This window comes from Asticcacaulis sp. P2_B1, assembly GCF_056404915.1.
Map to the genome: position 1 here is coordinate 133,511 of NZ_JBFUDD010000009.1, position 26,707 is coordinate 160,217.

Annotated in this window: 17 protein-coding genes; 11 read left to right on the top strand and 6 right to left on the bottom strand. The window is 61.2% G+C overall.

The window, feature by feature from the left end; genetic code table 11:
• Positions 1–49: 49 nt before the first annotated feature.
• Genes glgX through AC1DX3_RS17695 form a run of 6 tightly spaced genes read left to right on the top strand, consistent with a single transcriptional unit; the run spans position 50 to position 12,998 of the window.
• Positions 50–4,108 carry a glycogen debranching protein GlgX gene (gene glgX / locus AC1DX3_RS17670; protein ID WP_476990642.1) on the top strand — a complete coding sequence of 1,353 codons (4,059 nt, stop codon included), beginning with the start codon at positions 50–52 and terminating at the stop codon, positions 4,106–4,108.
• Positions 4,109–4,166: 58 nt separating this feature from the next.
• The gene (locus tag AC1DX3_RS17675) at positions 4,167–6,611 is read left to right on the top strand and encodes a glycogen/starch/alpha-glucan phosphorylase (RefSeq protein ID WP_476990643.1); all 2,445 of its coding nucleotides are present in this window, start codon (positions 4,167–4,169) and stop codon (positions 6,609–6,611) included.
• The gene (glgB, locus tag AC1DX3_RS17680) at positions 6,608–8,776 is read left to right on the top strand and encodes a 1,4-alpha-glucan branching protein GlgB (protein ID WP_476990644.1); all 2,169 of its coding nucleotides are present in this window, start codon (positions 6,608–6,610) and stop codon (positions 8,774–8,776) included. Before AC1DX3_RS17675 ends, glgB begins: the two co-directional genes overlap by 4 nt.
• 18 nt (positions 8,777–8,794) lie before the next feature.
• Entirely contained in the window at positions 8,795–10,057 is a 1,263-nt protein-coding gene (gene glgC / locus AC1DX3_RS17685; protein WP_476990645.1) for a glucose-1-phosphate adenylyltransferase, read from the top strand.
• Positions 10,058–10,059: 2 nt separating this feature from the next.
• On the top strand, positions 10,060–11,496 hold the full coding sequence (glgA, locus tag AC1DX3_RS17690; RefSeq protein WP_476990646.1) for a glycogen synthase GlgA: 1,437 nt from the start codon (positions 10,060–10,062) through the stop codon (positions 11,494–11,496).
• Positions 11,496–12,998, top strand: coding sequence for a phosphomannomutase/phosphoglucomutase (locus tag AC1DX3_RS17695; RefSeq protein ID WP_476990647.1), 1,503 nt, complete (start codon positions 11,496–11,498; stop codon positions 12,996–12,998). The genes glgA and AC1DX3_RS17695 overlap by 1 nt, the downstream gene beginning before the upstream one ends.
• 295 nt (positions 12,999–13,293) lie before the next feature.
• On the opposite strand, the gene AC1DX3_RS17700 is transcribed toward AC1DX3_RS17695, so the two are convergent.
• From AC1DX3_RS17700 to rfbD, 6 genes are all read right to left on the bottom strand, one after another.
• Entirely contained in the window at positions 13,294–14,283 is a 990-nt protein-coding gene (locus tag AC1DX3_RS17700; protein WP_476990648.1) for a glucokinase, read from the bottom strand.
• 331 nt (positions 14,284–14,614) lie between these two features.
• Complete coding sequence (gene manD, locus AC1DX3_RS17705) at positions 14,615–15,880, bottom strand: D-mannonate dehydratase ManD (protein ID WP_476990649.1); 1,266 nt, start codon at positions 15,878–15,880, stop codon at positions 14,615–14,617.
• Positions 15,881–15,947: 67 nt separating this feature from the next.
• Complete coding sequence (locus AC1DX3_RS17710; RefSeq protein ID WP_476990650.1) at positions 15,948–16,700, bottom strand: FadR/GntR family transcriptional regulator; 753 nt, start codon at positions 16,698–16,700, stop codon at positions 15,948–15,950.
• 269 nt (positions 16,701–16,969) lie between these two features.
• Positions 16,970–18,466: a glycoside hydrolase family 28 protein gene (locus tag AC1DX3_RS17715; protein WP_476990651.1), complete on the bottom strand. Its 1,497-nt coding sequence runs from the start codon at positions 18,464–18,466 to the stop codon at positions 16,970–16,972.
• 72 nt (positions 18,467–18,538) lie between these two features.
• Entirely contained in the window at positions 18,539–19,408 is an 870-nt protein-coding gene (rfbA, locus tag AC1DX3_RS17720) for a glucose-1-phosphate thymidylyltransferase RfbA (RefSeq protein WP_476990652.1), read from the bottom strand.
• Between the two features lie 9 nt (positions 19,409–19,417).
• Positions 19,418–20,296 carry a dTDP-4-dehydrorhamnose reductase gene (gene rfbD, locus AC1DX3_RS17725; protein ID WP_476990653.1) on the bottom strand — a complete coding sequence of 293 codons (879 nt, stop codon included), beginning with the start codon at positions 20,294–20,296 and terminating at the stop codon, positions 19,418–19,420.
• 134 nt (positions 20,297–20,430) lie between these two features.
• Between rfbD and AC1DX3_RS17730 the strand changes: the two genes are divergently transcribed.
• From AC1DX3_RS17730 to kdpA, 5 genes are all read left to right on the top strand, one after another.
• Positions 20,431–22,389, top strand: coding sequence for a TOL_0244 family TonB-dependent receptor (locus tag AC1DX3_RS17730; RefSeq protein WP_476990654.1), 1,959 nt, complete (start codon positions 20,431–20,433; stop codon positions 22,387–22,389).
• Positions 22,390–22,391: 2 nt separating this feature from the next.
• Positions 22,392–22,943, top strand: a complete 552-nt coding sequence (locus AC1DX3_RS17735; RefSeq protein WP_476990655.1) for a YfiR family protein — start codon at positions 22,392–22,394, stop codon at positions 22,941–22,943.
• Entirely contained in the window at positions 22,940–24,670 is a 1,731-nt protein-coding gene (locus AC1DX3_RS17740) for an ATP-binding protein (RefSeq protein ID WP_476990656.1), read from the top strand. Before AC1DX3_RS17735 ends, AC1DX3_RS17740 begins: the two co-directional genes overlap by 4 nt.
• Before the next feature lie 192 nt (positions 24,671–24,862).
• Positions 24,863–24,955, top strand: a complete 93-nt coding sequence (gene kdpF, locus AC1DX3_RS17745) for a K(+)-transporting ATPase subunit F (protein ID WP_476990657.1) — start codon at positions 24,863–24,865, stop codon at positions 24,953–24,955.
• Positions 24,956–24,971: 16 nt separating this feature from the next.
• Positions 24,972–26,702 carry a potassium-transporting ATPase subunit KdpA gene (kdpA, locus tag AC1DX3_RS17750; protein WP_476990658.1) on the top strand — a complete coding sequence of 577 codons (1,731 nt, stop codon included), beginning with the start codon at positions 24,972–24,974 and terminating at the stop codon, positions 26,700–26,702.
• Positions 26,703–26,707: the final 5 nt, after the last annotated feature.

Here is a 26,707-nt window from a genome sequence, read left to right on the forward strand (position 1 = left end):
CATGAGCGTGGAACTACGGCATAACGACTAAAGGCGGTGCGAAGTGAGAGTGAGCGAAGGATCGCCCGAGCCGTTGGGTGTGCGGTTGACCGCAACCGGCGTCAATGTCGCGGTCTTTTCCGCCCATGCCAGCCATATCGAAATCTGTTTCTTCGACGCGGACAATATCGAACGGCGGGTGACATTGCCGGGGCGCACCGGGCCGGTGTTCCACGGTCATGTCGAAGGCATGAGCGCCGGCGCGCGCTACGGTTTGCGGGCACACGGACCGTTCGATCCCAAGGCCGGCCACCGCTTTAATTCCAACAAGCTGCTGCTCGATCCGTTCGCACTTGAAATCGACCACGCCTTTGCCCCTCACCCCTCACTATTCGGCTATCGCGCCGACGATCCGCAGGACGGCGACAGTTTCGACGATAGCGACAGCGCGCCCTTTATGCCGAAAGCCGTGGTCACTTCGCCGGAACAGGCCAAAACCGATCTGCGCATTCCGGCCGCCGACACCGTCATTTACGAATTGCATGTCCGCGGCTTCACCAAGACCATGCCGGGTGTGCCCGAGACCCTGCGCGGCACCTTCGCCGGCCTGGCTCATCCTGCCGCCGTCGCCTATCTTAAAAACCTCGGTATTACTTCGGTCGAACTGCTGCCAACGGCGGCTTGGGCCGACGAGCCACACCTCACGCGATTGGGCCTTGGTAATTACTGGGGCTATAATTCGATAGGCTTTTTAGCGCCCGATCCGCGATTGGCGCCGGGCGGTTGGGCTGAGGTGCGCGAAGCCGTCGCCGCCCTGGCAGGGGTCGGCATCGAAACCATCCTCGATGTCGTCTATAACCACAGCGGCGAAGGTGACAAGCTGGGGCCGACCTTAAGTTTACGCGGGCTGGACAATTCCAGCTATTACCGCCTGCAACGCGACGATCCGTCCGACTATGTCAATGACGCCGGCACCGGCAATATCCTGGCGCTCGACCGCGCGCCGGGTTTGCGCCTGGTCATGGACTCCCTGCGCGCCTGGCGGGACTATGGCGGCGTCGCCGGCTTTCGCTTCGACCTGGCGACGGTTTTGGGCCGCGGCGACGATAGGTTTCGCAAGGATGCCCCCCTCCTCACCGCCATCGCTCAGGACCCGACCCTGCGCGAGCTGAAACTGATCGCTGAACCGTGGGACTGCGGTCCGGGCGGTTATCAGCTGGGCGCATTTCCATCGTCCTGGGGCGAGTGGAACGATCGTTTTCGTAATGCGGTGCGCGGCTTCTGGCGTGGCGACGGCGTCTCCTTAGGCGATCTGGCCCGGCGTTTCGCCGGTTCGGAAGATATTTTCCATGGCCGCCGGCCGTCGCGTAGCGTCAATTTCGTCACTGCCCATGACGGCTTTGCCCTGGCCGATCTGGTCGCCTATGATCACAAGCACAACGAAGCCAATGGCGAGAACAATCGCGATGGCACCAACGATAACCTGTCGTGGAACCATGGCATCGAAGGGCCCACGAACGACCCGGCCGTTGTAGTCGCGCGCGCCAAGGACCAGCGCAACCTGCTGGCGACGCTACTGTTGGCGCGCGGGACGCCGATGCTGTCCATGGGCGCCGAATTCGGCCAGACCCAGAACGGCAACAACAATGCCTATGCTCAGGATAATGCGCTGAGTTGGTTGGATTGGGCGAAGGTCGGTGAAAGTTTGCTGGCCTTTTGCAAGCGTCTCCTGGCCATCCGCAAGGCCCATCCAGCCCTGACGGCCGACCGTTTCCTGACGGGCGAATACATCGGCCTCTATCCCGATGTCCAGTGGCTGAGGCCAGATGGTAAAGGCTTGTCCGCCGGGGATTGGGACGACGGCCAGGGACAAACCCTGGTTATCGTACTGACCGAAGGCGGCGACCGCGTCGTCCTTGTCATTCACCGCGGGCCGGACGGCCGTGACGTCGTCTTGCCCGAACCGCGCGACGGCCAGGGTTGGTGCGTGCTGGCCGACACCGATGACGACGGCCGCACGGGTTCGGTCGACGAGACTGTCGGCATTGCCGCGCATTCGGTACTGGTGCTGGCCGAGACGCCGCAAGCCGGCGCCAAAACCCATGGCGTCGACAAAGACGCCCTGGGCCGCCTCGCCACCGCCGCCGGCATCGAAAGCGACTGGTGGAGCCTGGAGGGCCAAAAGACCGAGGTCTCACCGGACACGCAAGCCCACCTGCTGACGGCCATGGGTCTGCCATGCGCTACCACCCAGCAGGCGCGGCAATCGCTCTATCAGCTGGCCGAGGACCACGATCGACGCCCTCTGCCCTATGCCCTGGTCGCGCCCAACGACAGTCCGGCGATCCTCCGGATCGTGGAGTCCCGGCAGGACGCGCCGCCGTCAACATGGTTGCATATCGAAAGCGAAAAAGGCGAGCATCAGCGCGTGCGCGTCGCCGGTCTGGATGGCGTGCCGACAACGAGCCGAGATGGCCGCAAGGCGTTCACCTACAACCTGACCCTGCCGCGGCTGGTACCCGGCCGTTATACGGTGCGCCGCGACGACCTGCCCGATTTCGCATGCGCGGTGACCATTACGCCATCCACCTGTTATGCTCCGGAGTTCGTCCTGGATGGCAACAAAACCTTCGGCCTGACGGCGCAGATCTACAGCCTGAAACGCAATGGCGATCAGGGGATCGGCGACTTCACCACCCTGGGCGATCTGGCCGACGCCGCCGGCCGCGCAGGCGCGGCCATGCTGGCCATCAATCCGCTACACATCCTGTTCGAACACGATCGCGACCGCGCCAGCCCCTATTATCCGTCCGACCGGCGTTTTCTCGATCCCATCCATCTCGATATCCCCGGTCTGCCGCGCGGCGACCCACAGCGCGCCATCATCGACTATCCGGGCGTCTGGGCGCAAAAATCGCGGGCGCTCGAGGCCATGTTCCTCAGGGATCGCGGTAACCCGGACTTCCTCACCTATGTCGCCGCCGAAGGCGCTACCCTGCACGCCTTCGCCACCTTCCAGGCCCTGAGTGAGGCCCTGCCCGGTCTGCCATGGCAACACTGGCCGGCCATGGCCGCAGCGGATCCCGACCGCGTTCTCTATCACCAATATCTGCAATGGTTGTGCGAAGCCGCCTTCGCTCAAGCCGCCAAGCGTGCCGAGGGCTTGCCGCTCGGTCTTTGCCGCGATCTTGCCGTCGGTTCGGCGCCCGACGGCGCGGAAACCTGGGCCATGGGCGTCCTGATCGCCGCCGGCGTCTCGATCGGCGCCCCGCCGGACGCCTTTAGCCCGCAGGGCCAGGTCTGGGGCCTGCCACCGTACAATCCCTTGAAGATGACGGCCGACGGCTATCACAGTCTGGGTAATCTCTACCGTGCCAATATGCGTCACGCCGGCGCCCTGCGCGTCGACCATGCCATGGGCCTGACGCGGCAATTTTGGGTACCCGACGGTGCCGATGGCGGTTCGGGTGCCTATGTCCGTTTCCCGTTCGCCGACATTCTGGGCCAATTGAAGCTGGAAAGCCTGCGCGCCAAGTGCCTGATCATCGGCGAGGACCTCGGCACTGTTCCCGATGGTTTCCGCGAAACCATGACCGCGGCTCATGTACTGAGCTACCGCGTCCTGCCGTTCGAACACAGCGACGCCGGTTTCAAGCCGCCCGCAAGCTACCCACCGCTCAGCTTTGCCTGCGTCTCGACACACGACCTGCCGCCCCTGCAAGGCTGGTGGCAGGGGGTCGATATCAGTGAGCGCGAAGCCTTGGGCCTTTACAGCGCCGGCTATGCCGATCAGGCACGGCAGGGCCGCGAGCAGGAAAAGACGGAATTGTTGACCGCCCTCGCCCAGGCGGGCCTCATTGAAGCCGACGCGGCTTATGACGCCATGACCGCGGATCTGGCGGTCGCCGTCCATGCCTTTATTGCTCAAACCCCGGCCGTGCTGGCCATGCTTCAGGTCGAGGATCTCGCCGGCGAAGCCACCGCCGTCAACCTGCCCGGCACCAATTTCGAACGGCCGAACTGGCGACGTTGCCTCAAACCGCCGGTTGACCGAATACTGGAAGGCGATCTCGCAAAAGCTATTCTGACCGCCGTTCGCGACCTGCGTCCCGCACAGAAAACTGCTTGATACTGCGCTGCAACAATGTAAGCGTGATGGCGACTTCTGTGTTTGTAAAAGGTGACCCATGCCGGCTCCCAAAGGCCAACTCGAAACCGCACTCGAGGCCGAAGACCCAACCGATCTCGCCGATCGTATCGTCGATGCCCTGCGCTACCGCATCGGTAAGGATCGTCAAGCCGCTCGACCGCATGACTGGCTGGCGGCGACAGTGCTCACGGTGCGTGACGGCATTATCGACAAGTGGATGGCTTCGACGCGTGCGGCCCACGCCGCCGGCGCCAAGCGGGTCTATTACCTGTCGCTCGAATTCCTTATCGGCCGTCTGTTGCGCGACGCCCTGTCCAATCTCGGCGTCATGGAAGAGGTCCGCGCCGCCTTGACATCGCTCGACGTCGATCTCGACATCATCCGGGAAATCGAGCCCGACGCAGCGCTCGGCAATGGCGGTTTGGGCCGTCTGGCCGCCTGTTTCATGGAAAGCCTGGCTTCGCTCGACCTGCCAGCTTACGGCTACGGCATTCGCTATGTCAACGGCATGTTCCGCCAACGCATCGACGACGGCTGGCAGGTCGAATTGCCGGAAACCTGGCTGGAATACGGCAATCCCTGGGAGTTCGAGCGCCGCGAAAGCGCCTATCACGTCGGTTTTGGCGGTGAAGTCATCGCCGATGAAGCCGCCCTGCCGAAATGGGTGCCCAGCGAGCAGGTCATCGCCATGGCCGTCGATACCCCGGTCGTCGGTTACGGTGGCAAGCGCGTCAATACACTGCGTTTGTGGAATGCCCACGCCATCGACCCCATCCACCTCGACGCCTTCAATGCCGGTGACCATATCGGCGCCCTGGCCAGCAAGAACCGCGCGGAAAGTCTGACGCGCGTCCTCTATCCCGCCGATTCTTCGGCTGCCGGCCAGGAATTGCGGCTGCGCCAAGAATACTTCTTCTCGTCGGCGTCGTTGCAGGACATCCTGCGCCGCCACGTCCAGTATTTCGGTGATATCCGCACCCTGCCCGACAAGGCCGCCATCCAGCTCAACGACACCCACCCGGCGGTATCGGTCGCCGAAATGATGCGTCTGTTGATCGACGTTCATAATCTCGGCTTCGAAGAGGCCTGGAAGATCACCGTCGCCACCTTCGGCTATACCAACCACACTCTGCTGCCCGAAGCGCTCGAAAGCTGGCCATTGGCCCTGTTCGAACGCCTGTTGCCACGCCACACCCAGATCATTTACGCTATCAATGCCAAGGTGTTGAAGGAGGCGCGCAAGTTCCGCCCCGATGACGACGCCTTCGTGGCCGCCATCTCGCTGATCGACGAACATGGCGACCGCCGCGTGCGCATGGCCAATCTGGCCTTTGCCGGTTCCCACAGCGTCAACGGTGTCGCCGCTCTGCATACCCAGTTGATGAAGGAAACGGTTTTCGCCGACCTCAACAAGCTCTATCCCGCCCGCATCAACAACAAGACAAACGGCATCACACCCCGCCGCTGGCTGCAGCAGTGCAATCCGCGCCTGACCTCGCTGATCAAGGAAGCTATCGGTGACGGCTTCCTGGCCGACGCCGAAAAGCTGACCGACCTCAACACCTTTGCCGCCGATACGGCATTTCAACAGAAGTTCGCCGCCGTCAAACGCCAGAACAAGGTCGACCTCAGCGAATATCTCCGTCGCAATCTCGGCGTCCGCACCGATCCCGACGCTCTGTTCGACGTTCAGATCAAGCGCATCCACGAATATAAGCGCCAACTGCTCAACATCCTTGAGACGATCGCCCTCTACGACCAGATCCGCCTCCATCCCGAACGCGACTGGACGCCGCGCGTCAAGATCTTCGCCGGTAAGGCCGCTTCCAGCTATTACCGCGCCAAGCAGATCATCAAGCTGGCCAACGATGTCGCCCGGCGCATCAATGCCGACCCAGCCGTCGGCGATTTGCTAAAGGTTGCCTTCATTCCGAACTATAATGTCTCCCTGGCCGAGCTGATCGTACCGGCCGCCGACCTGTCGGAACAGATCTCGACCGCCGGCCTTGAGGCCTCGGGCACCGGCAATATGAAGTTTGCCCTCAACGGCGCCCTGACGGTAGGGACGCTCGACGGGGCCAATATCGAAATCCGCGATCGTGTCGGCGAGGAAAATATCTTCATCTTCGGTATGACCGCCGATCAGGTCGCCGCCCGCCGCGCCGCCGGGTACGATCCGGCCGTCGCCATCAACGCCTCGCCCGAGCTGGCCCAGGCCCTGGCCAATATCGGTTCAGGTGTCTTCGCGCCCGATGACCCCACCCGCTATACCGACCTGGTCCACGATCTTTTCCATTCCGATTGGTTCATGGTGGCGGCCGATTTCGACGCCTATGAAAGCACCCAGCGCCGCATCGACAAGGTCTTTCAAGATTCCGCGATCTGGACCGAAAAGGCTGTTCATAATACCGCCAATATGGGATGGTTCTCGTCAGACCGCACCATACAACAATATGCGGCAGATATCTGGGGAATGATTTGACGCTAAGCCACAGCGAGATCGATGCGCTGATCGCCGGAAATCACGACGATCCCTTTCGTTTGCTGGGCTTACATCGCGTTGCCGACAAATTTGTTGCCCGTATTATCGTACCCGGCGCCCAAACATTGGAAGCGCTTACCCTGGCCGGCAAGTCGTTGGGGCAATTGGCGCGCATCGATGATCGCGGCTTTTTCGAGGGCCCGGTCAAGGTGCGTTCCGTCGTTCCCCTGAGCTATCGCGCCCAAGGTGGCGGCGCGGAATGGACCGTGACCGATCCCTACAGTTTCGGACCCGTCCTAGGACCGATCGACGACTACCTGATGAACGAGGGCAATCATCGCCGTTTGTTCGACATCATGGGCGCGCACCTGATCGAACACGAAGGCGTTGCCGGTATACATTTCGCCGTCTGGGCGCCCAATGCCAAACGCGTCTCGGTCGTCGGCGACTTCAACGACTGGGACGGCCGCCGCCACGTCATGCGCCGGCGCAGCGATACCGGCGTATGGGAAATCTTCCTGCCTCATATCGGCGAAGGTCGCGCCTACAAGTTCGAAATCGTTGGCGCCGACGGGAATCTCCTGCCGCAAAAAGCCGATCCCCTCGCCTTTCGTTCGGAATTCCGCCCCGCTACGGCGTCAGTTACCACACGCCCCGGCGACCACGACTGGGGCGATGCCGGTCATACCGCCTACTGGTCGAAGGCCGATCCGCGTACGCAACCGATCAGCCTCTACGAGGTCCATGCCGGCTCGTGGCAAAAGCCGCACGATGAAGGCTTTTACTCCTGGGACGAATTGGCCGACCGCCTGATCCCCTATGTCGTCGACATGGGCTTCACCCACATCGAATTCATGCCGATCAGCGAGCACCCGCTCGACGCCAGCTGGGGCTATCAGACTATTGGCCTCTATGCCCCCAGCGCCCGTTTCGGCGAGCCGGAGGGATTTGCCCGCTTCGTCGACGGGGCTCACCGCGCCGGTTTAGGCGTCCTGCTCGATTGGGTGCCGGCCCACTTCCCGGCAGATTCTTACGGCCTGGCGCGTTTCGACGGCACCTGTCTTTACGAACATGAAGACCCACGGCTGGGCTACCACCCCGACTGGACGACCTATATCTACAATTTCGGCCGCCGCGAGGTGTTGTCCTTCCTCGTCAACAACGCGCTTTACTGGGCCGAGCGCTACCATGTCGACGGTCTGCGCGTCGACGCCGTCGCCTCCATGCTCTACCGCGACTATTCGCGCAAAGAGGGCGAATGGATCCCCAATGCCGACGGCGGCCGCGAAAATTGGGAAGCCGTCGAATTCCTGCGCCGCTTCAATTCGGAACTGAACGCCGCCCATCCGGGCGTCTTCACCGTCGCCGAGGAATCGACCTCGTGGCCGGGTGTTTCCCACCCAGTCGCCGATACGGGCCTGGGTTTCGATTTCAAGTGGAACATGGGGTTCATGAACGACACCCTGCGTTACATGGCGCGCGACCCCATCTACCGCAGCTATCATTATAACGAGATCACCTTCGGCCTGACCTACGCCTTCAGCGAAAACTTCGTCCTGCCGATCAGCCATGACGAGGTCGTTCACGGCAAGGGCACCCTGCTGACCAAGATGCCCGGCGACGACTGGCAGAAGTTCGCCAACCTGCGCGCCTATTACGGCCTGATGTGGGGCTATCCCGGCAAGAAACTGCTGTTCATGGGTCAGGAATTCGCCCAGCGTCGCGAATGGAGCGAAGCGCGCAGCCTCGACTGGGAACTGCTCGATGCACCCGCCCATGACGGCGTGCGCAAGCTGGTCCGCGACCTCAATACCGCCTATCGCACCAAGAAGGCCCTGCACGATCGCGACTGCCGCAGCGACGGCTTCGACTGGGCCGTGGTTGACGATGCCCACAATAGCGTCTTTGCCTGGGTGCGCTGGAGCGACGACGGCCGGCCGGTGGCGGTTGCTGTCAATATGAGCGGCGCGCCACTCAGCGATTACCGCCTGCCTCTGCCGTTCGACGGCACATGGCGCGAAATCATCAATACCGATGCGGCTCTTTACGGCGGTGCCGGGGGCGGTAATATGGGCCAGGTTACGGCAAAAGACGGTGCGGCTCTGGTGACCCTGCCCGCCCTATCGACACTGATGTTTGAATACGACCCGGGAAACCCGGGCTGAGAAAAAGGGAGACAGCAAATGGTGCCTGTAAATACGAGACCCCTGGCCCGCGATACCATGGCCTATGTTCTGGCCGGCGGCCGCGGCAGCCGTCTCAACGAACTGACCGACATCCGCGCCAAGCCGGCTGTCTATTTTGGCGGTAAGTCACGCATTATCGACTTCGCTCTGTCGAACGCGCTCAATTCCGGCATCCGTCGTATTGGCGTGGCCACCCAGTACAAGGCCCACAGCCTCATCCGTCATTTGCAAAATGCCTGGAACTTCTTCCGTCCGGAACGCAATGAAAGCTTCGACATCCTGCCGGCATCACAGCGTGTGTCGGAAACCCAGTGGTACGATGGCACGGCCGATGCCGTCTTCCAGAACATCGACATCATCGAAAGCTACGCCCCGGAATATATGCTGATCCTGGCCGGCGATCATATTTACAAGATGGACTACGAACAGATGCTGCGGCAGCACGCTGACAGCGGCGCCGACGTCACCGTCGCCTGCATGGAAGTCCCGCGGGTCAGCGCCTCGGGTTTCGGCTGTATGGCGGTGGACGACAAGGGCGGTATCACCGCCTTTATCGAGAAACCAGCCGACCCGCCCGCCATGCCGGGCAAGCCGGACATCGCCCTGGTCTCCATGGGCGTCTACGTCTTCAAGACGAAATTCCTCATCGAGGAGCTGAAACGCGACGCCGCCACGCCCAATTCCAGCCGCGATTTCGGCAAGGACATCATTCCGCACCTTGTTAAACACGGCAAGGCCGTCGCCCACCAGTTCAGCCGGTCCTGCGTCCGCTCCGAAAGCGAGACCGAGGCCTATTGGCGCGATGTCGGCACGGTTGACGCCTATTGGGAAGCCAATATGGACCTGACCCAGGCGACCCCGCACTTCGATCTTTACGACCGCAACTGGCCGATCTGGACCTATCAGGAAATCACCCCGCCGGCCAAGTTCGTCCACGATCTCGACGGCCGGCGCGGTCACGCCGTCTCCTCCCTGGTCTCGGGCGGCTGTATCATTTCCGGAGCCGCGGTCCACAGCAGCCTGATCTTCACCAATGTCCACGTCCATTCCTATAGCGATCTTAAGGAAGCCGTCATCCTGCCACGCTGCGTCATCGGCCAAGGCGCGCGGCTAAAGCGTGTGGTCCTCGACCGCGGCGTCGTCATTCCCGAAGGTCTTGTCGTCGGCGAGGACGCGGAACTGGACGCCGCCCGCTTCCGTCGCACCGACAGCGGTATCTGCCTGGTGACCCAGGCGATGATCGACGGACTGAAGGCCTGACCATGCGCGTCCTTTCGGTCGCCTCGGAGGCCTATCCGATCATCAAGACGGGCGGCTTAGCCGATGTCGTCGGCGCCCTGCCAGGCGCCCTGGCGCCGCACGGCGTCACCGTCACCACGCTGCTGCCGGGTTATCCGTCGGTGCTACGCGGATTGGGCGCGGGCGAGGTCATCCACACCTATAAGAGCCTGCTCGGAGTCAAGGCCAAACTGGTCCGTCACAGCGATGCCGTCGTGGACCTTATTGTGCTCGACGCGCCCGCCCTGTTTGCACGCGAAGGCGGGCCGTATGGGGATGCTACCGGCGCCGAATGGCCGGACAACTGGCAAAGGTTCGCTGCCCTGGGTCACGTTGCAGCCGATCTCGCCGGCGGGCTCGTGCCAGCGCTCGATTTCGATCTTGTCCACGCCCACGATTGGCAGGCCGCCACTGCGCCCGTCTATATGCGTTACGGCAATGCCAAGGCGAAAAAAACGCCCAGCATACTGACCATCCACAACCTGGCCTTCCAGGGGCGCTACGGTCCGGAGATTTTCAAGGCTCTCGACCTGCCGGAAACCGCCTTCCACATAGATGGCATCGAATATTATGGTGGCGTCGGCTACCTCAAGGGCGGCCTGCAATGCGCCACGGCCATTACCACGGTCAGCCCAAGCTATGCCCAGGAAATCCGTCACCCAGAGTTCGGCATGGGGCTGGAAGGCATGATCAATGCCCGCGCGGCCAGCGTTCGGGGCATCGTCAACGGTATCGATATCGAGGTGTGGAACCCGGCCACCGACCCGCATCTAAAGGCGCCTTTCAGCGCCGCCAAACTGGGCGACCGCGCCGGTAACCGCGCCGCCGTAGAAGTCTTGTTCGGCCTGACGGCGTCCAAGGGGCCGCTGTTTTGTGTCGTTAGCCGCCTGACCTGGCAAAAGGGCATCGACGTTCTGATCGACCTGTTTGACGATATCGTGGCCATGGGTGGACAATTGGCCATTCTCGGCGCCGGCGATGCCGCCCTTGAGGCCGCGGCGGTTGCCGCCTCTGGCCGCCATACCGGCCAAATCGGCATTCGTATTGGCTATGACGAAGCCCTGTCGCACCTGCTCCAGGGCGGCAGCGACGCGATTATCGTACCATCGCGTTTCGAACCGTGTGGCCTGACCCAGCTTTACGGCCTGCGCTATGGCTGCATCCCAGTCGTGGCGCGCACCGGCGGCCTGGCCGACACGATTATAGATGCCAACGAGGCCGCCGTCTCGGCCGGCGTCGCTACCGGCTTCCAGTTCGACGGCGTCACCCATGACAACCTGCGCCACGCCCTGCGCCGTACCGTCACCGCTTTCGCTCAGCGCAAAGAATGGCAATCGCTGCAGAAAAACGCCATGAAGGCCGACTTTTCGTGGACCCGCAGCGGTCTGCGCTATGCCCAACTCTACAAGGAACTTGTTTGATGTCGCTCCTGCCCAAGACCGGCGTCAAGCCGAACTCCTACGACTACGAAACCCATGCGGTTGTGGCCCCGACCGGCTTTCGCGAATATGACGCGCGCTGGCTGTTCGGCAACGACCTCAACTATTTGGGCGTCCAGGCCCTGGGCCTGGGTTTGGGCACCTATATCCATGAACGCGGTGTCAAGCCGCGCATCGTCGTCGGCCACGACTTTCGCTCCTATTCGATCAATATCAAGAACGCCCTGATGCTGGGCCTGATGCAGGCCGGCTGCGAGGTCCTCGATATCGGCCTCGCCCTGTCGCCGATCGCCTATTTCGCCCAGTTCGACCTCGATGCCCCATGCGTCGCCATGATCACGGCTTCGCACAACGAGAATGGCTGGACCGGCGTCAAGATGGGCTGCCAGGCGCCCCTGACTTTCGGACCGGAGGAGATCGGCCGGCTGAAGGACATCGTCCTCAGCGGCGCCGGCGTCGAGCGCCCGGGCGGCTCGGTCAAGATGATCGAAGGCGTCCAGCAGCGTTATATGGACGATATTTCCAGCAAGGTGCACATCAAGCGCCCCCTCAAGGTTATCTGCGCCTGCGGTAATGGCACGGCTGGCGCCTTTTCCCCCCAAACCCTGCGCGCCATGGGGGTCGAGGTCATCGAGATGGACTGCGATCTCGACAACACCTTCCCGAAATATAATCCCAATCCCGAAGACCACCACATGCTGTCGGAAATGGCCAAGGTGGTCAAATCGACTGGCGCCGACCTGGCCCTCGGCTTCGACGGCGACGGCGACCGTTGCGGTGTGGTCGACAATACCGGCGAGGAAATCTTCGCCGACAAGATTGGCCTGATGCTGGCGCGCGACCTGTCGGAGCAATACAAAAACGCTACCTTCGTCGTCGACGTCAAGTCCACCGGCCTTTACGCTACCGACGAAGTTCTGAAAAAGAACGGCGCCACCACGGTCTATTGGAAAACCGGCCACTCCTATATCAAGCGCAAGACTTCGGAACTGAAGGCCCTGGCCGGCTTCGAAAAGTCCGGCCACTTCTTCTTCAATGCGCCGCTCGGCCGCGGTTATGATGACGGACTGGTGGCGGCCTCTTGGATCCTGGCCATGCTGGATCGCAATCCCGGCAAGACCCTGTCCGAGTTGAAGGACGCCCTGCCGGTGGCCTACACCTCATTGACCATGAGCCCGCATTGCGCCGACGAGCTGAAGTACGAAGTGCTGGAACGCATCGTCAAGGCATATGAAGACCTGGGCAAGGCCGGCGGCTCGATCCTCGGCCGCAAGATCAAGGAAGTCATCACGGTCAACGGCGCCCGGGTCCATCTCGAGGACGGTTCTTGGGTCCTGGTGCGCGCCTCCAGCAACAAGCCGGAACTGGTCGTGGTCGTTGAATCCCTGCGCTCCGAAGACGATATGCGCGACCTCTTCCGTAAGGAGGTCAAACCGCGACTGGAAAAGTACCCCGAGATCGGCAGCTATAACCAGGAAATATAGCCGCAGTCGGAACCCTGCCGGGAGATTCGGAGTGGCCGAGGCGGTTTTGCGCACTCTGAACCTGTTTTTCGCACTCCGAATCTATGGGTCTGGGCGCATTGGTTCGGTGTAAAAATACCGCTTTGACCATGCGTCGGTCTTGGCATATTCAAGCTCAAGCGGCTGGGTGTTCCCCATTCGGAGTGCCGGTTTTCTGTGAAGAAGGCCTCAGCTACTCCGAACGCAGGCGTGCCTGGAGCGCAATCCGATAAAGTGGATGGCACTTTTCGGTTAAATTACGCGGAAAAACAAAGATCTAAGCCAATATCGCCTGTTCGCTGAGGGCTTCGGCGGCGCCGAGCAAGGCTGGATAGGGGTGGATGATAATCCGGCTCGGGATCATCGCCACCATGTCCCCCATCGGCGCCTTGGCTTCCATGCGGGCGCGGAAACGTTTGGCGTCGATCAGATGCATGAGGCGCGGCGCGATCCCGCCGGCAATATAGACGCCCGAAGTCGCGCCGTGGATCAGGGCCAATTCGCCGCAGGTCGAGGCCAGGATGTCGAGGAAGGCCTCGACGGTAGCCCGGCACTGCGGTCCGCCCCCGCCCTCCAGATTGGTGATCTGGGCCGGCGTCAGTTCACCGGCCTGCTCGCCGCAGATGGCGCAGATCGCCTGGTAGAGATTAACGATCCCCTGCCCCGACAGGATCATTTCCAGGGTGGCACGGCCCGACTTACGTTGCAGGAAGCTGAGGATTTCGACCTCGAAATCATTGACCGGGGCAAAGGATATATGACCGGTCTCAGTCGACAGGCAATAGGGACCGGACGATCCGCCGACGAGGACCGAGGCGCCAAAGCCGGTGCCAGGTCCAAACACCGACCAGGCCGCGCCGAAGCCCTTAGTCGCCGGCCCGATGGTGCGGGTATGCTCGTCCGTGAGATAGGGCAGGCAATAGGCCAGTGCCGCATAGTCGTTGATCAGCTTGACCTTGGGCGCCTTGGTCGTGTCGGCCAAGTCGTGTTCGGTGATCAGCCAGTCGAGATTGGTGAACTTGATCGTGCCGTTCTTGACCGGACCGGCGACCGCGACAACGGCAAAGTCGAGCTTCGGCAGGCCGCCGATATGGCGGCTATAGGTCGAAATAGCCTCGTGAAAATCCTTGACGCCCGAGCATTCCAAAGTCTGGCAGTGGTCAAGATCGACATCTTCGCCGCTGCGGGTGGCGACGGCAAACCGCGCATTGGTGCCGCCGATGTCGCCGACAAGGCCCGTCAGGCGTGGTGGGGAGCGGCTCAGCATGCACTTGACCTTAATAGGCGTTTACAACCCGGTATTTTTTATAGATGCAAGCTACGCCCCCTCGTCTCCGCCGTCAAAAGAAATGCGGCCGGGAATATGGGTAAAAAAAAGCCGCGCTACACAGCGCGGCCAAGTTTACAGGGAGGAAACGCCCAGGAAGGGCATCGACGTAACAACGTCGAACAGTTGTAATGTAGGACATATGAAACGATTTGCAAGGGGCTTTCCGCCCACGTCAATCAAGTCGTGTTGCAGCGCACCCAAATATATGAAACTTTTCGTGATCGTATACGATGCCCCGATCATCACGTCGTTTTGGCTTTGACCGAGGTTACCAGTTCCACATCGACCCGTCCTGCAATCGCGCCACGGGCAATTGCTTGGGCTCATAGGGATATTTGGCCGCCAGCGCTTCGTCGATATCGACGCCGTGGCCAGGTGTGTCGCCGATCTTGAGATAGCCGTCCTCGAAACGATAATCGTGCGGGAAGACGGTGTCGGTGACTTCGGCGTGACGCATATATTCCTGGATGCCGAAATTAGGCACCCACGTATCGAAATGCAGAGCGGCCCCCATGCACACCGGCGACAGGTCGGTGGCGCCGTGCGACCCAGTCCGAACCTGGTACATCGACGCCAGGTCGGCAATCCGCCGCAGGTGGGTAATACCGCCGGCATGGACGACCGTCGTCCGGATATAGTCGATGAGCTGGTTCTGGATCAGGTCCTTGCAGTCCCAGATGGTGTTGAAGATTTCACCAACCGCCAGGGGCGTCGTCGTATGCTGGCGGATCAGCCTGAAGGCTTCCTGGTTCTCGGCCGGCGTCGCGTCTTCCATCCAGAACAGGCGATGCGGCTCCAGATCCTTGCCCAGCCGTCCTGCCTCGATCGGTGTCAGACGGTGATGCACATCATGCAGGAGTTCGATGTCGAAACCATGGACGTCACGCAGTTTTGCAAACAACTTGGGGGCAAAGCTCAAATAGGAGCTGGTGTTCCATAGGGTTTCGGTCGGCAGGGTCGCATCGGCCGGCTCGTAATACATGTCGCCGCGGCCGACACCATAGGCGCCCTTGACGCCCGGGATGCCCGATTGGGCGCGGATGGCGCGATAGCCCAGTTCGCGATAACGTCCAACTTCGTCGCACGTGTGTTCGATATCGCTACCATTGGCATGTCCATAGACCAGGACACCTTCGCGTGACCGGCCGCCCAGCAACTGATACAACGGCATGCCTGCCAGCTTGGCCTTGATGTCCCATAGCGCTGTGTCGACCGCGGCGATCGCCGTCATGGTCACCGGTCCGCGCCGCCAATAGGCGCCGCGATAGAGATATTGCCAGATATCCTCGATACGCTGGGCGTCCTTGCCGATCAGTGTCGGGATAACATGCTCTTCGAGATAGGCGACGACCGAAAGCTCGCGGCCGTTCAACGTACCGTCGCCAATGCCATACACGCCCTGGTCGGTTTCGATCTTCAGGGTGACGAAATTGCGGCCGGGCGAGGTTACGATGACCCGTGCGGAGCGGATAATAGCCGTCTGAAGGCCGGATTTCACGACGGCCGCGGGTGGGATGGCAGGTTCAATGGACATGAAAAACGACTAAGGGGTTAAGTTGTCAGATCGCTATTGCACGGGCCGCCAAGCGAAACAAGGCGGCTCATTTCAGCCCTGCCCGTCCGCGCAACCGTGCGGTCTCATCGCGGACACGGTTGATGGCGTCGAGTTCCGTTGCGACCAACAGGTTTTCGATCACCCGGCCGAGATGATCGCGCATGGCCTGGCGCGCGACCTCCCGATCGTGGGCCGCGATGGCATCCAATATGGCGCGATGGTCGTCGATGCGCGGCTTGACGCCCGCCGAACGCGAGCGGCGCAGCATCTCCATGCTGAGAGGCGAGTGATCGCGCACGTCCCACAAGGTCTGAACGACCAGGACGAGGGCATCGTTCTGTGTCGCCCGGGCGATGCCGAGGTGGAAGTCGCGGTCGGCCGCTTCATCAAGCAAGACGTTCTCCGCGTTTTCAGCGATCATCCGCGTCAGGATCTGCTCCAGTTCGGCGACGTCTTCATTCGAGGCCGTTGTTGCGGCGAGCGCCGCGGTTTCGCCTTCGACGAGGCGGCGCGCGGCAGTTAACTCGAAAGCGCCGATATCGAGTTCACCCGCAGCTATGCCACCGGCGGGCGGCACCGTGACATAGACACCGGAACCGCGCCGCGCTTCGACCAGGCCCAGTATCTCCATACCGATCATGGCCTCTCGAATTGTCAAGCGGCTGACCTGGAAGCGTTCGACCAGCAACCGTTCCGGCGGCAGGCGGTCGCCTTCGCGAAAGCGGCCGGCGGCAATATCATCCTGCAGGGCCGCAATAATGCCCTGATAGAGTTTCTGGTTGTCTGCCTTGATCGACATGCTGCCGCCTATCACCGTAAGTACCGCGAATATATCAGACCACCATGCCCGCTGCACTTACAATCGGCACTGGCAATCAGCACAGGCGAAAATTCGCAGATTTGACGGCCAGTTTTTCACTTGTGACGCGTAAAGTCATATGACATATTAGTCTGACAGCTTGTGGATACTTCTATGATTCGGGACATGTCCCCGATCTGGATTGTATCTAAAAGTCACCTGCCTTTCCCCCCGTTCCCCCTAGGACGGGGGTTCTTTTCGCGGCGGGGTTAAGCGGAACAAACACCAACGACATCCGGCGCGGTTCTGATCATCGGCCGGGAATCGGCGCTGGACGGCTCGAAGATGACTCGTTCCATATTGAGACCCTTCACATGCCGCGCCCACAAACCGTAGGCAGGCGTTCTGTCCTTAATCATCAGGGCGTCGGGATAGTCGCCGCGCATTTCGGGAATGGCGTTTTCATCGGGCACGGACAAGTCGCTGCCCGTCATACAGATGTCGACATCGCGCAGTACCACGTCTTCGATCGCCTTGTCTGGCAAGCCCATGAAATAGGATCCGCGCACGCCGTTATCGCTGCCGGTAACATGATCATAGACAATGCGGCGCAGATTGCCCGGCGCAGGGCGCGCCTCTTCCGGCCGCACCCTGCCGCGGTCGCCCAAGCGCAGGAACAGCGGGCTCTTGGTGCGGACGATGTGGATTCGGGTCGCCAGGATGTTCTCGACCGTGCCGCCGTCGACACATTCCCATGAGATGCCGGAATCGGCCAGACGGCGATTGAGCGAACGCATCTCCGGCCCCGGCCCGCCGGTCTCGACATTGCGCACCAGCACGTTGCGGAAATCGCCCTGGCTGTCGGTGCCGAACTTCAAGCCGTTGCAGGAACTGTAGAGCCGGCAATTCTCGACCAGGACCTGTTCCATCGGCCGTTGCGAGGCGCCCTTGAAACACAAGGCATCGTCTTCGGAACTAATGAAACAGTTGCGCACGATGACACGACGGCAGCCATCGATATCGACGCCGTCATTGTTGAAATTGGCCTGGTTGTCGACATGAATGTTCTCGATCAGCAGATCCTCGCAATTGAGATAATTCTGCATCCAGCACGGCGAATCCTTCAGGCTGATGCCATTAATATGAACGCGCGTGCAGTCGATGACGCGGATGACGAAGGGGCGCCCCGGCGTCTGGCCCGAGGTCTCGTCGCCGGGAAAATTGGCCTTGGCGCCGCGGCCATCGATCTCGCCCTCGCCGCAGATCGAAATGTCCGTACAGCCTTCGGCGAAAATCAGCGACTGGTTCATGCCCATATTACTGTCCATGACCGTCGGGCGTTTGGCAACACGCTCGGGATAATCCTTCAGGTCGAGCGAGCCCAGCAGTCGCGCGCCCTTCGCCACTTCGAAGCGGATGGAACTGCGCAGATCGAGCGTTCCACTGACATAGTCGCCCTGGGCCAGCCGGACCGTGCCGCCGCCCGATTGCGCCAGATGATCGATGGCAGCCTGAATGGCCGTGGTCGCCAGGCCTTCACCGTGAAATCCGAAATCTTCGGGGAGCGCCTCAACGTCCGGCCCCGTCCACGGCTGCAGGCGCTTCGTCAACATGTCGGCCATGGCGTTGAGGTCGTCGCTGAGCGGCTGTACCCACCCCAGGTCACAGGCCTTCGCTTGAGCATTCGTTCCCCTGGCCGCGGCCAGTCCCGCCAAGCCCAGGACCGCCCCCAAGGCGGCGGCGCGACGCGTCAATGGCATTCCCATGTCGTTCTCCCTTTATTGTTGGCCGCACCTTACGCCGCAACGGGAAAACGACAACCCTGTTATTGGCCGGCTTTACTGCCCGGCCAAACACTTGCGAAGATATTGCCCATAGTCGCTACGCCCCAGAGCGACGGCCAGGGCTTCCATCTGTTCCGAGGTAATGAACCCACGCCGCCAGGCGATTTCTTCCGGACAGGAGATCTTGAAACCCTGGCGCTTTTCCAGGACACGTACAAACTCGGCGGCATCGAGAAGACTGTCGGGCGTGCCGGTATCGAGCCAGGCATAGCCCCGACCGATCGGTTGCACGCTGAGTTCGCCACGCTCGAGATAGACACTGTTGACGTCGGTGATTTCATATTCACCGCGCGCCGATGGCGTCAGGTTGGCAACAATATCGACGACCTGAGCGTCATAAAAATAGAGCCCGGTGACCGCCCAGTTGGAGCGCGGGCGAATAGGTTTTTCCTCGATTGACAAGGCGCGCATATGCTCGTCGAACTCGACCACGCCATAGCGTTCCGGATCGGAGACCTGATAAGCGAAGACCGTAGCGCCGTTTTCCAGGCGCGCCGCCTCGGTCAAAAAGGCCGGCAGGGACGGCCCGTAATAGATATTATCGCCCAGGATGAGACAGGACGGACGGCCGGCAACGAAATCGGCGCCGATCTGATAGGCCTGAGCCAAGCCGCCGGGATGCGGTTGGACGGCATAGGACAGCTGAATGCCCCATTGCTCGCCCGTGCCGAGCAACTTCTGGAAGGCCGGCAAGTCATAAGGCGTCGAGATGATCAGGATATCGCGGACCCCGGCGACCATCAGGGTCGACAACGGGTAATAGATCATCGGTTTATCATAGATCGGCATCATCTGTTTCGACATGCCGATGGTCATCGGAAACAGGCGCGAACCCGACCCCCCCGCCAGTATAATACCTTTCATATCCAATCCTTACTCTGGTAATAATATATCGAGCGTACCATCCAGAGACTGCCGCCAGGACGGCAACCGAATGCCGTAAGCCGCCGCCAGCTGGTCGCCGTTCAGCCTGGAATTGGCCGGCCGGCGCGCCGGCGTCGGATAGTCGCGCGTCGCAATGGAGTTAACGCCTACCGTCTTACCGCCCCGCGCTCCAAGCCCGGCGAAGATCGCGGTTGCAAAATCCGCCCAACTGGCCTCGTCCGGCGCACTCAGATGAAAAGTGCCGCGTAAGGCGGACGATTCGTTGTCTTTCAACTGCCGGGCAATGGCGATGACTGCATGGGCAATATCGACGGCGCAGGTCGGACAGCCGCGCTGGTCGGCGACGACGGAGACTTCGTCACGGCTTTGCGCCAAGCGCAGCATGGTCTTGACGAAGTTGCCGCCGAACTGGGAATAGACCCAAGCGGTTCGAAGGATGACATGGTCGTCCGTTGCCGCCCGTACCGCCGTTTCGCCGGCCAATTTCGTCGCGCCATAAACGCCAAGCGGTCCAGTGGGATCGTCCTCGACGTAAGGTCTGGGTTTCAAACCGTCGAAAACATAATCGGTCGACAGGTGAATGATGGGCACGCCGAGTTCACCGGCAATCGCCGCCAGCACCCCCGGCGCCACGCCATTGACCGCTTGTGCCAGGTCGGGTTCTGATTCGGCTCTGTCGACAGCCGTGTAGGCCGCCGCCGAAACGATGACATCGGGCAGGACCGCTACGATAGGTTGCAGCAAACTGTCAGGATCGGCCAAATCGATATCCGGCCGGCCCAGAGCGATGATTTCAACGTCAGATGGCGCCGCCGCCAGAATCGCACTAACAACCTGCCCGGTTGTTCCCGTTACGACAATACGCACTTTAACACCTTCCACACCAATATCTGGCAACCTCTCCGATTGTAAGGAAGCGGCGGCCCTTTCGACAACCCTATCGATTTCTTATTTTTCGAGCGAAATAATTCCGCACAACAATTCAACATCCAAGGGGCGGGATGGGCAAGCTAGCATTATATGTCTCGTCGACCAAGGTGCTCCATCGCAGCATCACGGTCTTTGTCGTGGCTGCCGGCGCGACGACCTTGACCGCCGGGGTCGCCCTAGCGGCCGATACTGGTACGCCACCGCAATCGGTCGAAGACCTCCAGGGTCTGTCGCTCGACGATCTGGCCAATCTTCAAGTCACGTCCGTTTCCAAACGGCCTGAGGCGCTGACCGAGACTCCGGCCGCTGTCTTCGTCATCACAGCCGCCGACATCCGCCGTTCCGGCGCTGTCAGCCTGCCCGAAGTTCTGCGCCTGGCGCCCAATCTCGAAGTCGCGAAGATCAATGCCTGGAGCTGGACGGTGACGGCGCGCGGTTTCAATTCGCCGGAAACCGCCAACAAGCTTCTGGTCCTGATCGACGGCCGCAGCATCTATGAACCGATCGCCTCGACCGTCCTGTGGCAGCAGGTCGATGTGACACTCGACAATATCGACCGCATCGAGGTCGTCAGCGGTCCGGGCGGCACGATGTGGGGGGCCAATGCCGTCAACGGCGTCATCAATATCATCACCAAGAACGCCGCCGATACGCAAGGTCTCTATCTGCGGGCGACCGCCGGCGTCTTCAAGCGTACCCTGACCGTTCGCTACGGCGGCAAGCTGGGTGCGCGCACCAGCTATCGCCTATTCGCCGATGGCTTCAATACCGGCGAGAGCCGGGCGGCCGAGGCTTCGACGACGGAAAGCGACGCCTTCCGCGGCCTTCATGGCGGGTTCGCTCTCGACGGCGTCCTTGACAACGGAAGCTATACGATCAAGGGCGAGGCCTACGATAATTCCATTATCGAGGAAGACACCAACTTCACCGGTTACAGTCTGGCCGGTGGCTGGACGCACGACCTGGCCAACGGCTCCAACATCGCCGTCAATACCTATATCGCCCACGACGTCCGCGACCAGCCGAACTCGATCGAAAGTCCGCTGCACGAAGCGCGCGACACCTTCGACATCAATGCCCAGCAAACCTTGTCGTTCGGCAGCAAGCATCAGTTCGTCTGGGGTGGTGAACTGCGCACCTGGAACGAGAACTTCCAGTCGTTCAATATCGCCCAGTTCGCCAAGCCGAAAACGACGATTTCATTGGGTTCGGTCTTCGCCCAGGACGATATCGCCTTCCGCCCCGATCTCAAATTGACGCTCGGCCTGAAGGGCGAGGACAACAGTTATTCCGGTTTCGCCTGGCTGCCCAATGTGCGGCTGGCTTGGCAGTACCAACCCAACAGCCTGCTGTGGGGCGCCGTGTCGCGCGCCGTTCGTACACCCAACCGCATTGAACGCGAACTGCAGGCGCCACCGATCCTGATCCCGTCGCCCGACTTTCAGTCTGAAAAACTGACGGCCATAGAGGCCGGCTGGCGTACCAAGCCCACGGCGAAAAGCTCACTATCGCTGTCGGCTTTTTACAATATGTACGACGATTTGCGCACCTACCAGTATACCCTGCCCACAATATTTCCCCTTATCCTGAAAAATGGGGGACGCGGCACCACCTATGGCCTCGAGGCCTGGGGCGATTATGAGATCACCCCCGATTGGCGACTCGACGCTGGTTTCAACCTGCTGCACAAGCATTTCGAGCTCAAGCCCGGTTACACGGACCTGTCGAGCCTGGCCGTCCAGGGCATGGACCCCGACTACCAGGCGCGCATTCGCTCGCAATGGGATATAACACCGACGGTCGATCTTGATGTCACCTTACGGGCCGTTGGCCCCATTCGCCACACGCCTGTACCAGGCTACAGCGAAGCCAGTGTCCACGTCGGTTGGCGGGTCAAGGACAATGTCGAACTGGCCCTCAACGCCTCCAACCTCTTCCACGCCCGCCACCTGGAAATGTGGGACCCGAGCACAACGCCCGTGCGCTATGTCGGCCGGTCGATCCTGCTGTCCGTTGTCTACGGTTATTGATGATGGTACAGGCCGCCAGTCCGGTCCTGTTCTGCTTAGGCGTCGTGGCGACGACGATCCTGGGTCTCGCCGTGCCGGCGGCACAGGCGCAGACCGCCCAATTGGAGGTCGCCGTCAAGGCCAGCTATCTCTACAAGCTGGCGCCGTTCATCGACTGGCCGGTGAACGATACCGGCCGGCCACTGGTTATCTGCGTCGTTGGCTCCGACCCGTTCGGTGAGACGCTGGATCGCGCGGTTGCCGGCCAGAGCTTCGGCGCCCGACCCTTTGTCATCGCCCGGGTCGATACCATCGGTCCGGAATCGACCTGTAATATCGCCTATCTCGGCGGCTCGACGACGCAAAGTACCGCCAAGGCCCTGCGCGCCATACACGGTATGCCGGTCCTGACCGTGACCGATGGCACCGATCCTGCCGGCATTGTCGATTTCGCCGTCCAGGACGGCCGTGTCCGCTTCCGCATCGATCAACGTGCCGCGACCGAAAGCCACCTGCCGATCAGTTCCAAACTGCTTAATCTTGCCTTGTCCGTAAAGGGCGGTATCCGACCATGATGCTACGATGGGCGCATATCGTCGAGCATCGCCGCCTGTTGGTGGTGGTGATCAGCCTGATGACCCTGGTCGGCGCCAGTATCGGTCTGGCCGTCTATGCCGAGTCGCGCCACCAGACCCAATTGACACAGTCGGCCAATGTTCAGGCGCGCATTCTGGCCGATTCCGTGTCGGCGGCCCTGGCCTTCGGTGACGCCGAGGCGATCCGGGAATATATTTCCGCCCTCAAGGCCAATCCAGATATCGAGGCTGTCGCTGTTTATGACGACAAGGGTATCATGGTCGCTCGTTATGGGCCGGAAGCCGTGGCCACGGAGTTGCCCCATACCCAGACCGCTGACGACGGCCACGCGGTCATTTCGGTACGTGCTCCGGTCGTGCAAAACGGCGTCACCCTGGGCACGGTCTATTTTCGTCAGCGGGCCGAGGCGATTGGCACCCGCGCCGCTCGCTATGGCGGCGCCGCTCTGCTGGTAGTCATGGCGTCCCTGATGCTGACGGTCATGGCCTTCGACGCCCGCGCCCTGACCCTGGGCAACCGCCGTCTGCGTCTGGAAATGGATGAGCGCCAACGTGCCGAAGCCGCCTTGCGGCAAAGCCAGAAAATGGAGGCGGTCGGACGCCTGACAGGCGGTATAGCTCACGATTTCAACAACATGCTGGCAGTTGTGCTTGGCAATCTCGACCTGCTGATGCGGCGTTTCCCCGACGCTGACCCCAAGCTGCTGCGCTCCGTCACCATGGCCCAGGAAGGCGCCAAGCGTGCCGCCTCCCTGACCCAACGCCTTCTCGCCTTTTCGCGGCTGCAGCCGCTGGACCCGCGTTCCGCCGATATCGGCAAGTCAGTGACCGACATGTCCGATCTGCTGCGCCGGACGCTCGGTGAAACCATCGCCATCGAGACCGTCCGCGGGGCCGKCCTGTGGCGCGCCCATGTCGATGTCGGCCAGTTGGAAACCGCCCTGGTCAACCTGGCCGTCAATGCCCGCGACGCCATGCCGAACGGCGGCAGATTGACCATCGAGACCGCCAACGCCTATCTCGACCGCACCTATGCCAATGCCCAGGAAGAGGTCGTACCCGGCCAATATATCCTGGTCGCCGTTACCGACACCGGCACCGGTATGGCGCGCGATATTATCGACAAGGTGTTTGAACCCTTCTTCACCACCAAGCCGGTCGGCCAGGGCACCGGCCTCGGTCTCAGCCAGGTTCACGGTTTTATCAAGCAGTCGGGCGGCCATATCAGCATCTATAGCGAAGTCGGCCTCGGTACGACGATTAAGCTCTATCTGCCGCGCTCACAGGAAGACGCCGAGACGTCCCCGCCCGAGGTCACCAAACGGGCGGACAACGACCGGCGCAACCTGACCGTCCTGGTCGTCGACGACGAGCCCGGTGTCCGCGATTTTGCCGCCGAAGCCTTGACCGAACTCGGCTATGACGTGTTGAGCGCCGAGAATGCCGATCAGGCCATACAGGTCCTCAACACGGCGCCCGGTATTAGCGTCCTGCTCACCGATGTCGTCATGCCCGGCCGCAGCGGCCGCGCCCTGGCCGATGAAATCAATACGACGCGTCCCGATATCCGCGTCCTCTACATGACCGGCTATACCCAGAACGCCATTGTCCACAACGGTGTCCTCGATGCCGGCACACACCTGATCACCAAGCCGTTCACCATCGGTCAGCTGGGCGAAGAAATGGACGCCCTACTCGAAGCGTAACCCGAAGAGCTATACGCAATCTATATGCGACCTGTTCCAGTCTGTACGCCCGCCATACGCGCTTAGGTCTAAAACCTCATCCTCACCGGAGGTTTTTACCATGAGCCTTGTTTATCTCGCCGGCGCGGCGGTCTTTTTCATTATCTGCCGTGCCTTTGTCGCCTTTTGCGAAACCATGCGCGAGGGCGGATCATGATTGCCCTCTATATCGCGGCCGGCATCATCACCGTCGCCATCGCCGGCTATCTCATCGTCGCGCTGATCAAACCCGAACTTTTCCCTTAACATCAAAGGCGCTGTCATGAGTTACGCCCTCACCGGCAATAGCTGGCTTCAGCTATGCCTCTATCTCGTCCTTTTGCTGGCGCTCGCCTGGCCGCTCGGCGGCTTTATGGCGCGCGTCTTCGCGGGCGATAAGACCTTCCTCTCGCCGGTCCTCGGACCGGTCGAACGCGTATTTTATAGCCTTAGCGGCATCAAGCCGGATGAGGATATGTCGTGGAAAAGCTATGCCACGGCCGTTCTCGTCTTCTCGTTCGCGTCCTTCGTCCTGTTGTTCAGCATTCTGCTGGCGCAAGGGCTTTTACAGCCCGACACGCAAAACCTGCCCGGCCTGTCGCCCGACCTCGCCTTCAATACCGCCGTCAGCTTCCTGACCAACACCAATTGGCAGTCCTATAGCGGTGAAACGACCATGAGCTATGTCAGCCAAGCTGTCGGCCTGACCGTGCAGAATTTCCTGTCGGCGGCCGTCGGCCTCGCCGTCATGGCGGCATTGATCCGCGGTCTGGTGCGCAAATCGGCCAGCGGTATCGGCAATTTCTGGGCCGATCTGGTGCGCACCCTGCTCTATATCCTGCTGCCGCTGTCCTTGATCCTGGCCACTCTCCTGGCATCCCAAGGCGTTATCCAGACCCTGGATGCCTATGTCACCGTCCATACCCTCGAAGGACCAGCCCAGACCCTGGCCATGGGTCCGGTCGCCGGTCAAGAAGCCATCAAGATGATCGGCACCAATGGCGGCGGCTTCTTCAATGCCAATTCCGCACATCCTTTCGAAAACCCGACACCGCTGGCCAATCTGCTCGAGGTCTTGAGCATCCTGCTTATTCCGGCAGCCTGCTGTTTCACCTTCGGTCACATGATCGGCGACCGCCGCCAGGGTATTGCCCTGCTGGCCGCCATGACCCTGGTCTTCGTGCCGCTGACCCTGTTCTGCATCTCGCAGGAACAGGGCGGCAATCCGCATTTCGCCGCGCTCGGCGTTGACCAGATGGCGTCGGCCACCCAGGCCGGCGGCAATATGGAGGGCAAGGAGACGCGCTTCGGTATCGTCAATTCCGGCCTGTGGGCGTCGGCGACGACCGCCGCCTCCAACGGCTCGGTCAATGCCATGCACGACAGCTTTACACCGCTGGGCGGGATAGTACCGCTGGTCCTGATGAAGTTCGGTGAAGTCATCTATGGCGGTGTCGGTTCCGGCCTCTACGGCATGCTGATCTTCGTCATTATCACCGTCTTTATTTCGGGCCTGATGGTGGGACGCACGCCGGAATATCTCGGCAAAAAGATCCAAAGCTTCGAAATCAAGATGGCCAGCGTCGCCATCCTGGCACCCTGTACCGTCGTCTTGGTCGCTACCGCTATCGCGGTCCTGACCAAGGCCGGCCAGGCGGGCATCTATAATCCCGGCGCCCAGGGCTTTTCCGAAGTGCTCTACGCCTTCACCTCGGCGGCCAACAACAATGGCTCGGCCTTTGCCGGCCTCAGCGCCAATACACCCTTCTACAACAGCCTGCTGGGCATCTGCATGCTGATCGGGCGCTTCTTCGTCCTGCTGCCGGCACTCGCCATTGCCGGCTCCCTGGCCGCCAAGAAGACGGTACCCGTCTCGGCCGGTACCTTGCCGACCCACACGCCGCTGTTCGTCGCCGTCCTGATCGGCGTCATCGTTCTGGTCGGGGTTCTGACCTATGCGCCGGCTCTCGCCCTTGGGCCCGTGGTCGAATTCCTGAATAGTTTCAAAGGCTAAAAATC

Coding starts and splice junctions, on each gene's coding strand:
- AC1DX3_RS17730 (WP_476990654.1), top strand. CDS start 20,431: ATGGGCAAGCTAGCATTATATGTCTCGTCGACCAAGGTGCTCCATCGC.
- kdpA (WP_476990658.1), top strand. CDS start 24,972: ATGAGTTACGCCCTCACCGGCAATAGCTGGCTTCAGCTATGCCTCTAT.
- AC1DX3_RS17710 (WP_476990650.1), bottom strand. CDS start 16,700: ATGTCGATCAAGGCAGACAACCAGAAACTCTATCAGGGCATTATTGCG.
- rfbA (WP_476990652.1), bottom strand. CDS start 19,408: ATGAAAGGTATTATACTGGCGGGGGGGTCGGGTTCGCGCCTGTTTCCG.
- glgA (WP_476990646.1), top strand. CDS start 10,060: ATGCGCGTCCTTTCGGTCGCCTCGGAGGCCTATCCGATCATCAAGACG.
- AC1DX3_RS17715 (WP_476990651.1), bottom strand. CDS start 18,466: ATGGGAATGCCATTGACGCGTCGCGCCGCCGCCTTGGGGGCGGTCCTG.
- AC1DX3_RS17695 (WP_476990647.1), top strand. CDS start 11,496: ATGTCGCTCCTGCCCAAGACCGGCGTCAAGCCGAACTCCTACGACTAC.
- kdpF (WP_476990657.1), top strand. CDS start 24,863: ATGATTGCCCTCTATATCGCGGCCGGCATCATCACCGTCGCCATCGCC.
- AC1DX3_RS17675 (WP_476990643.1), top strand. CDS start 4,167: ATGCCGGCTCCCAAAGGCCAACTCGAAACCGCACTCGAGGCCGAAGAC.
- AC1DX3_RS17700 (WP_476990648.1), bottom strand. CDS start 14,283: ATGCTGAGCCGCTCCCCACCACGCCTGACGGGCCTTGTCGGCGACATC.
- glgC (WP_476990645.1), top strand. CDS start 8,795: ATGGTGCCTGTAAATACGAGACCCCTGGCCCGCGATACCATGGCCTAT.
- AC1DX3_RS17735 (WP_476990655.1), top strand. CDS start 22,392: ATGGTACAGGCCGCCAGTCCGGTCCTGTTCTGCTTAGGCGTCGTGGCG.
- manD (WP_476990649.1), bottom strand. CDS start 15,880: ATGTCCATTGAACCTGCCATCCCACCCGCGGCCGTCGTGAAATCCGGC.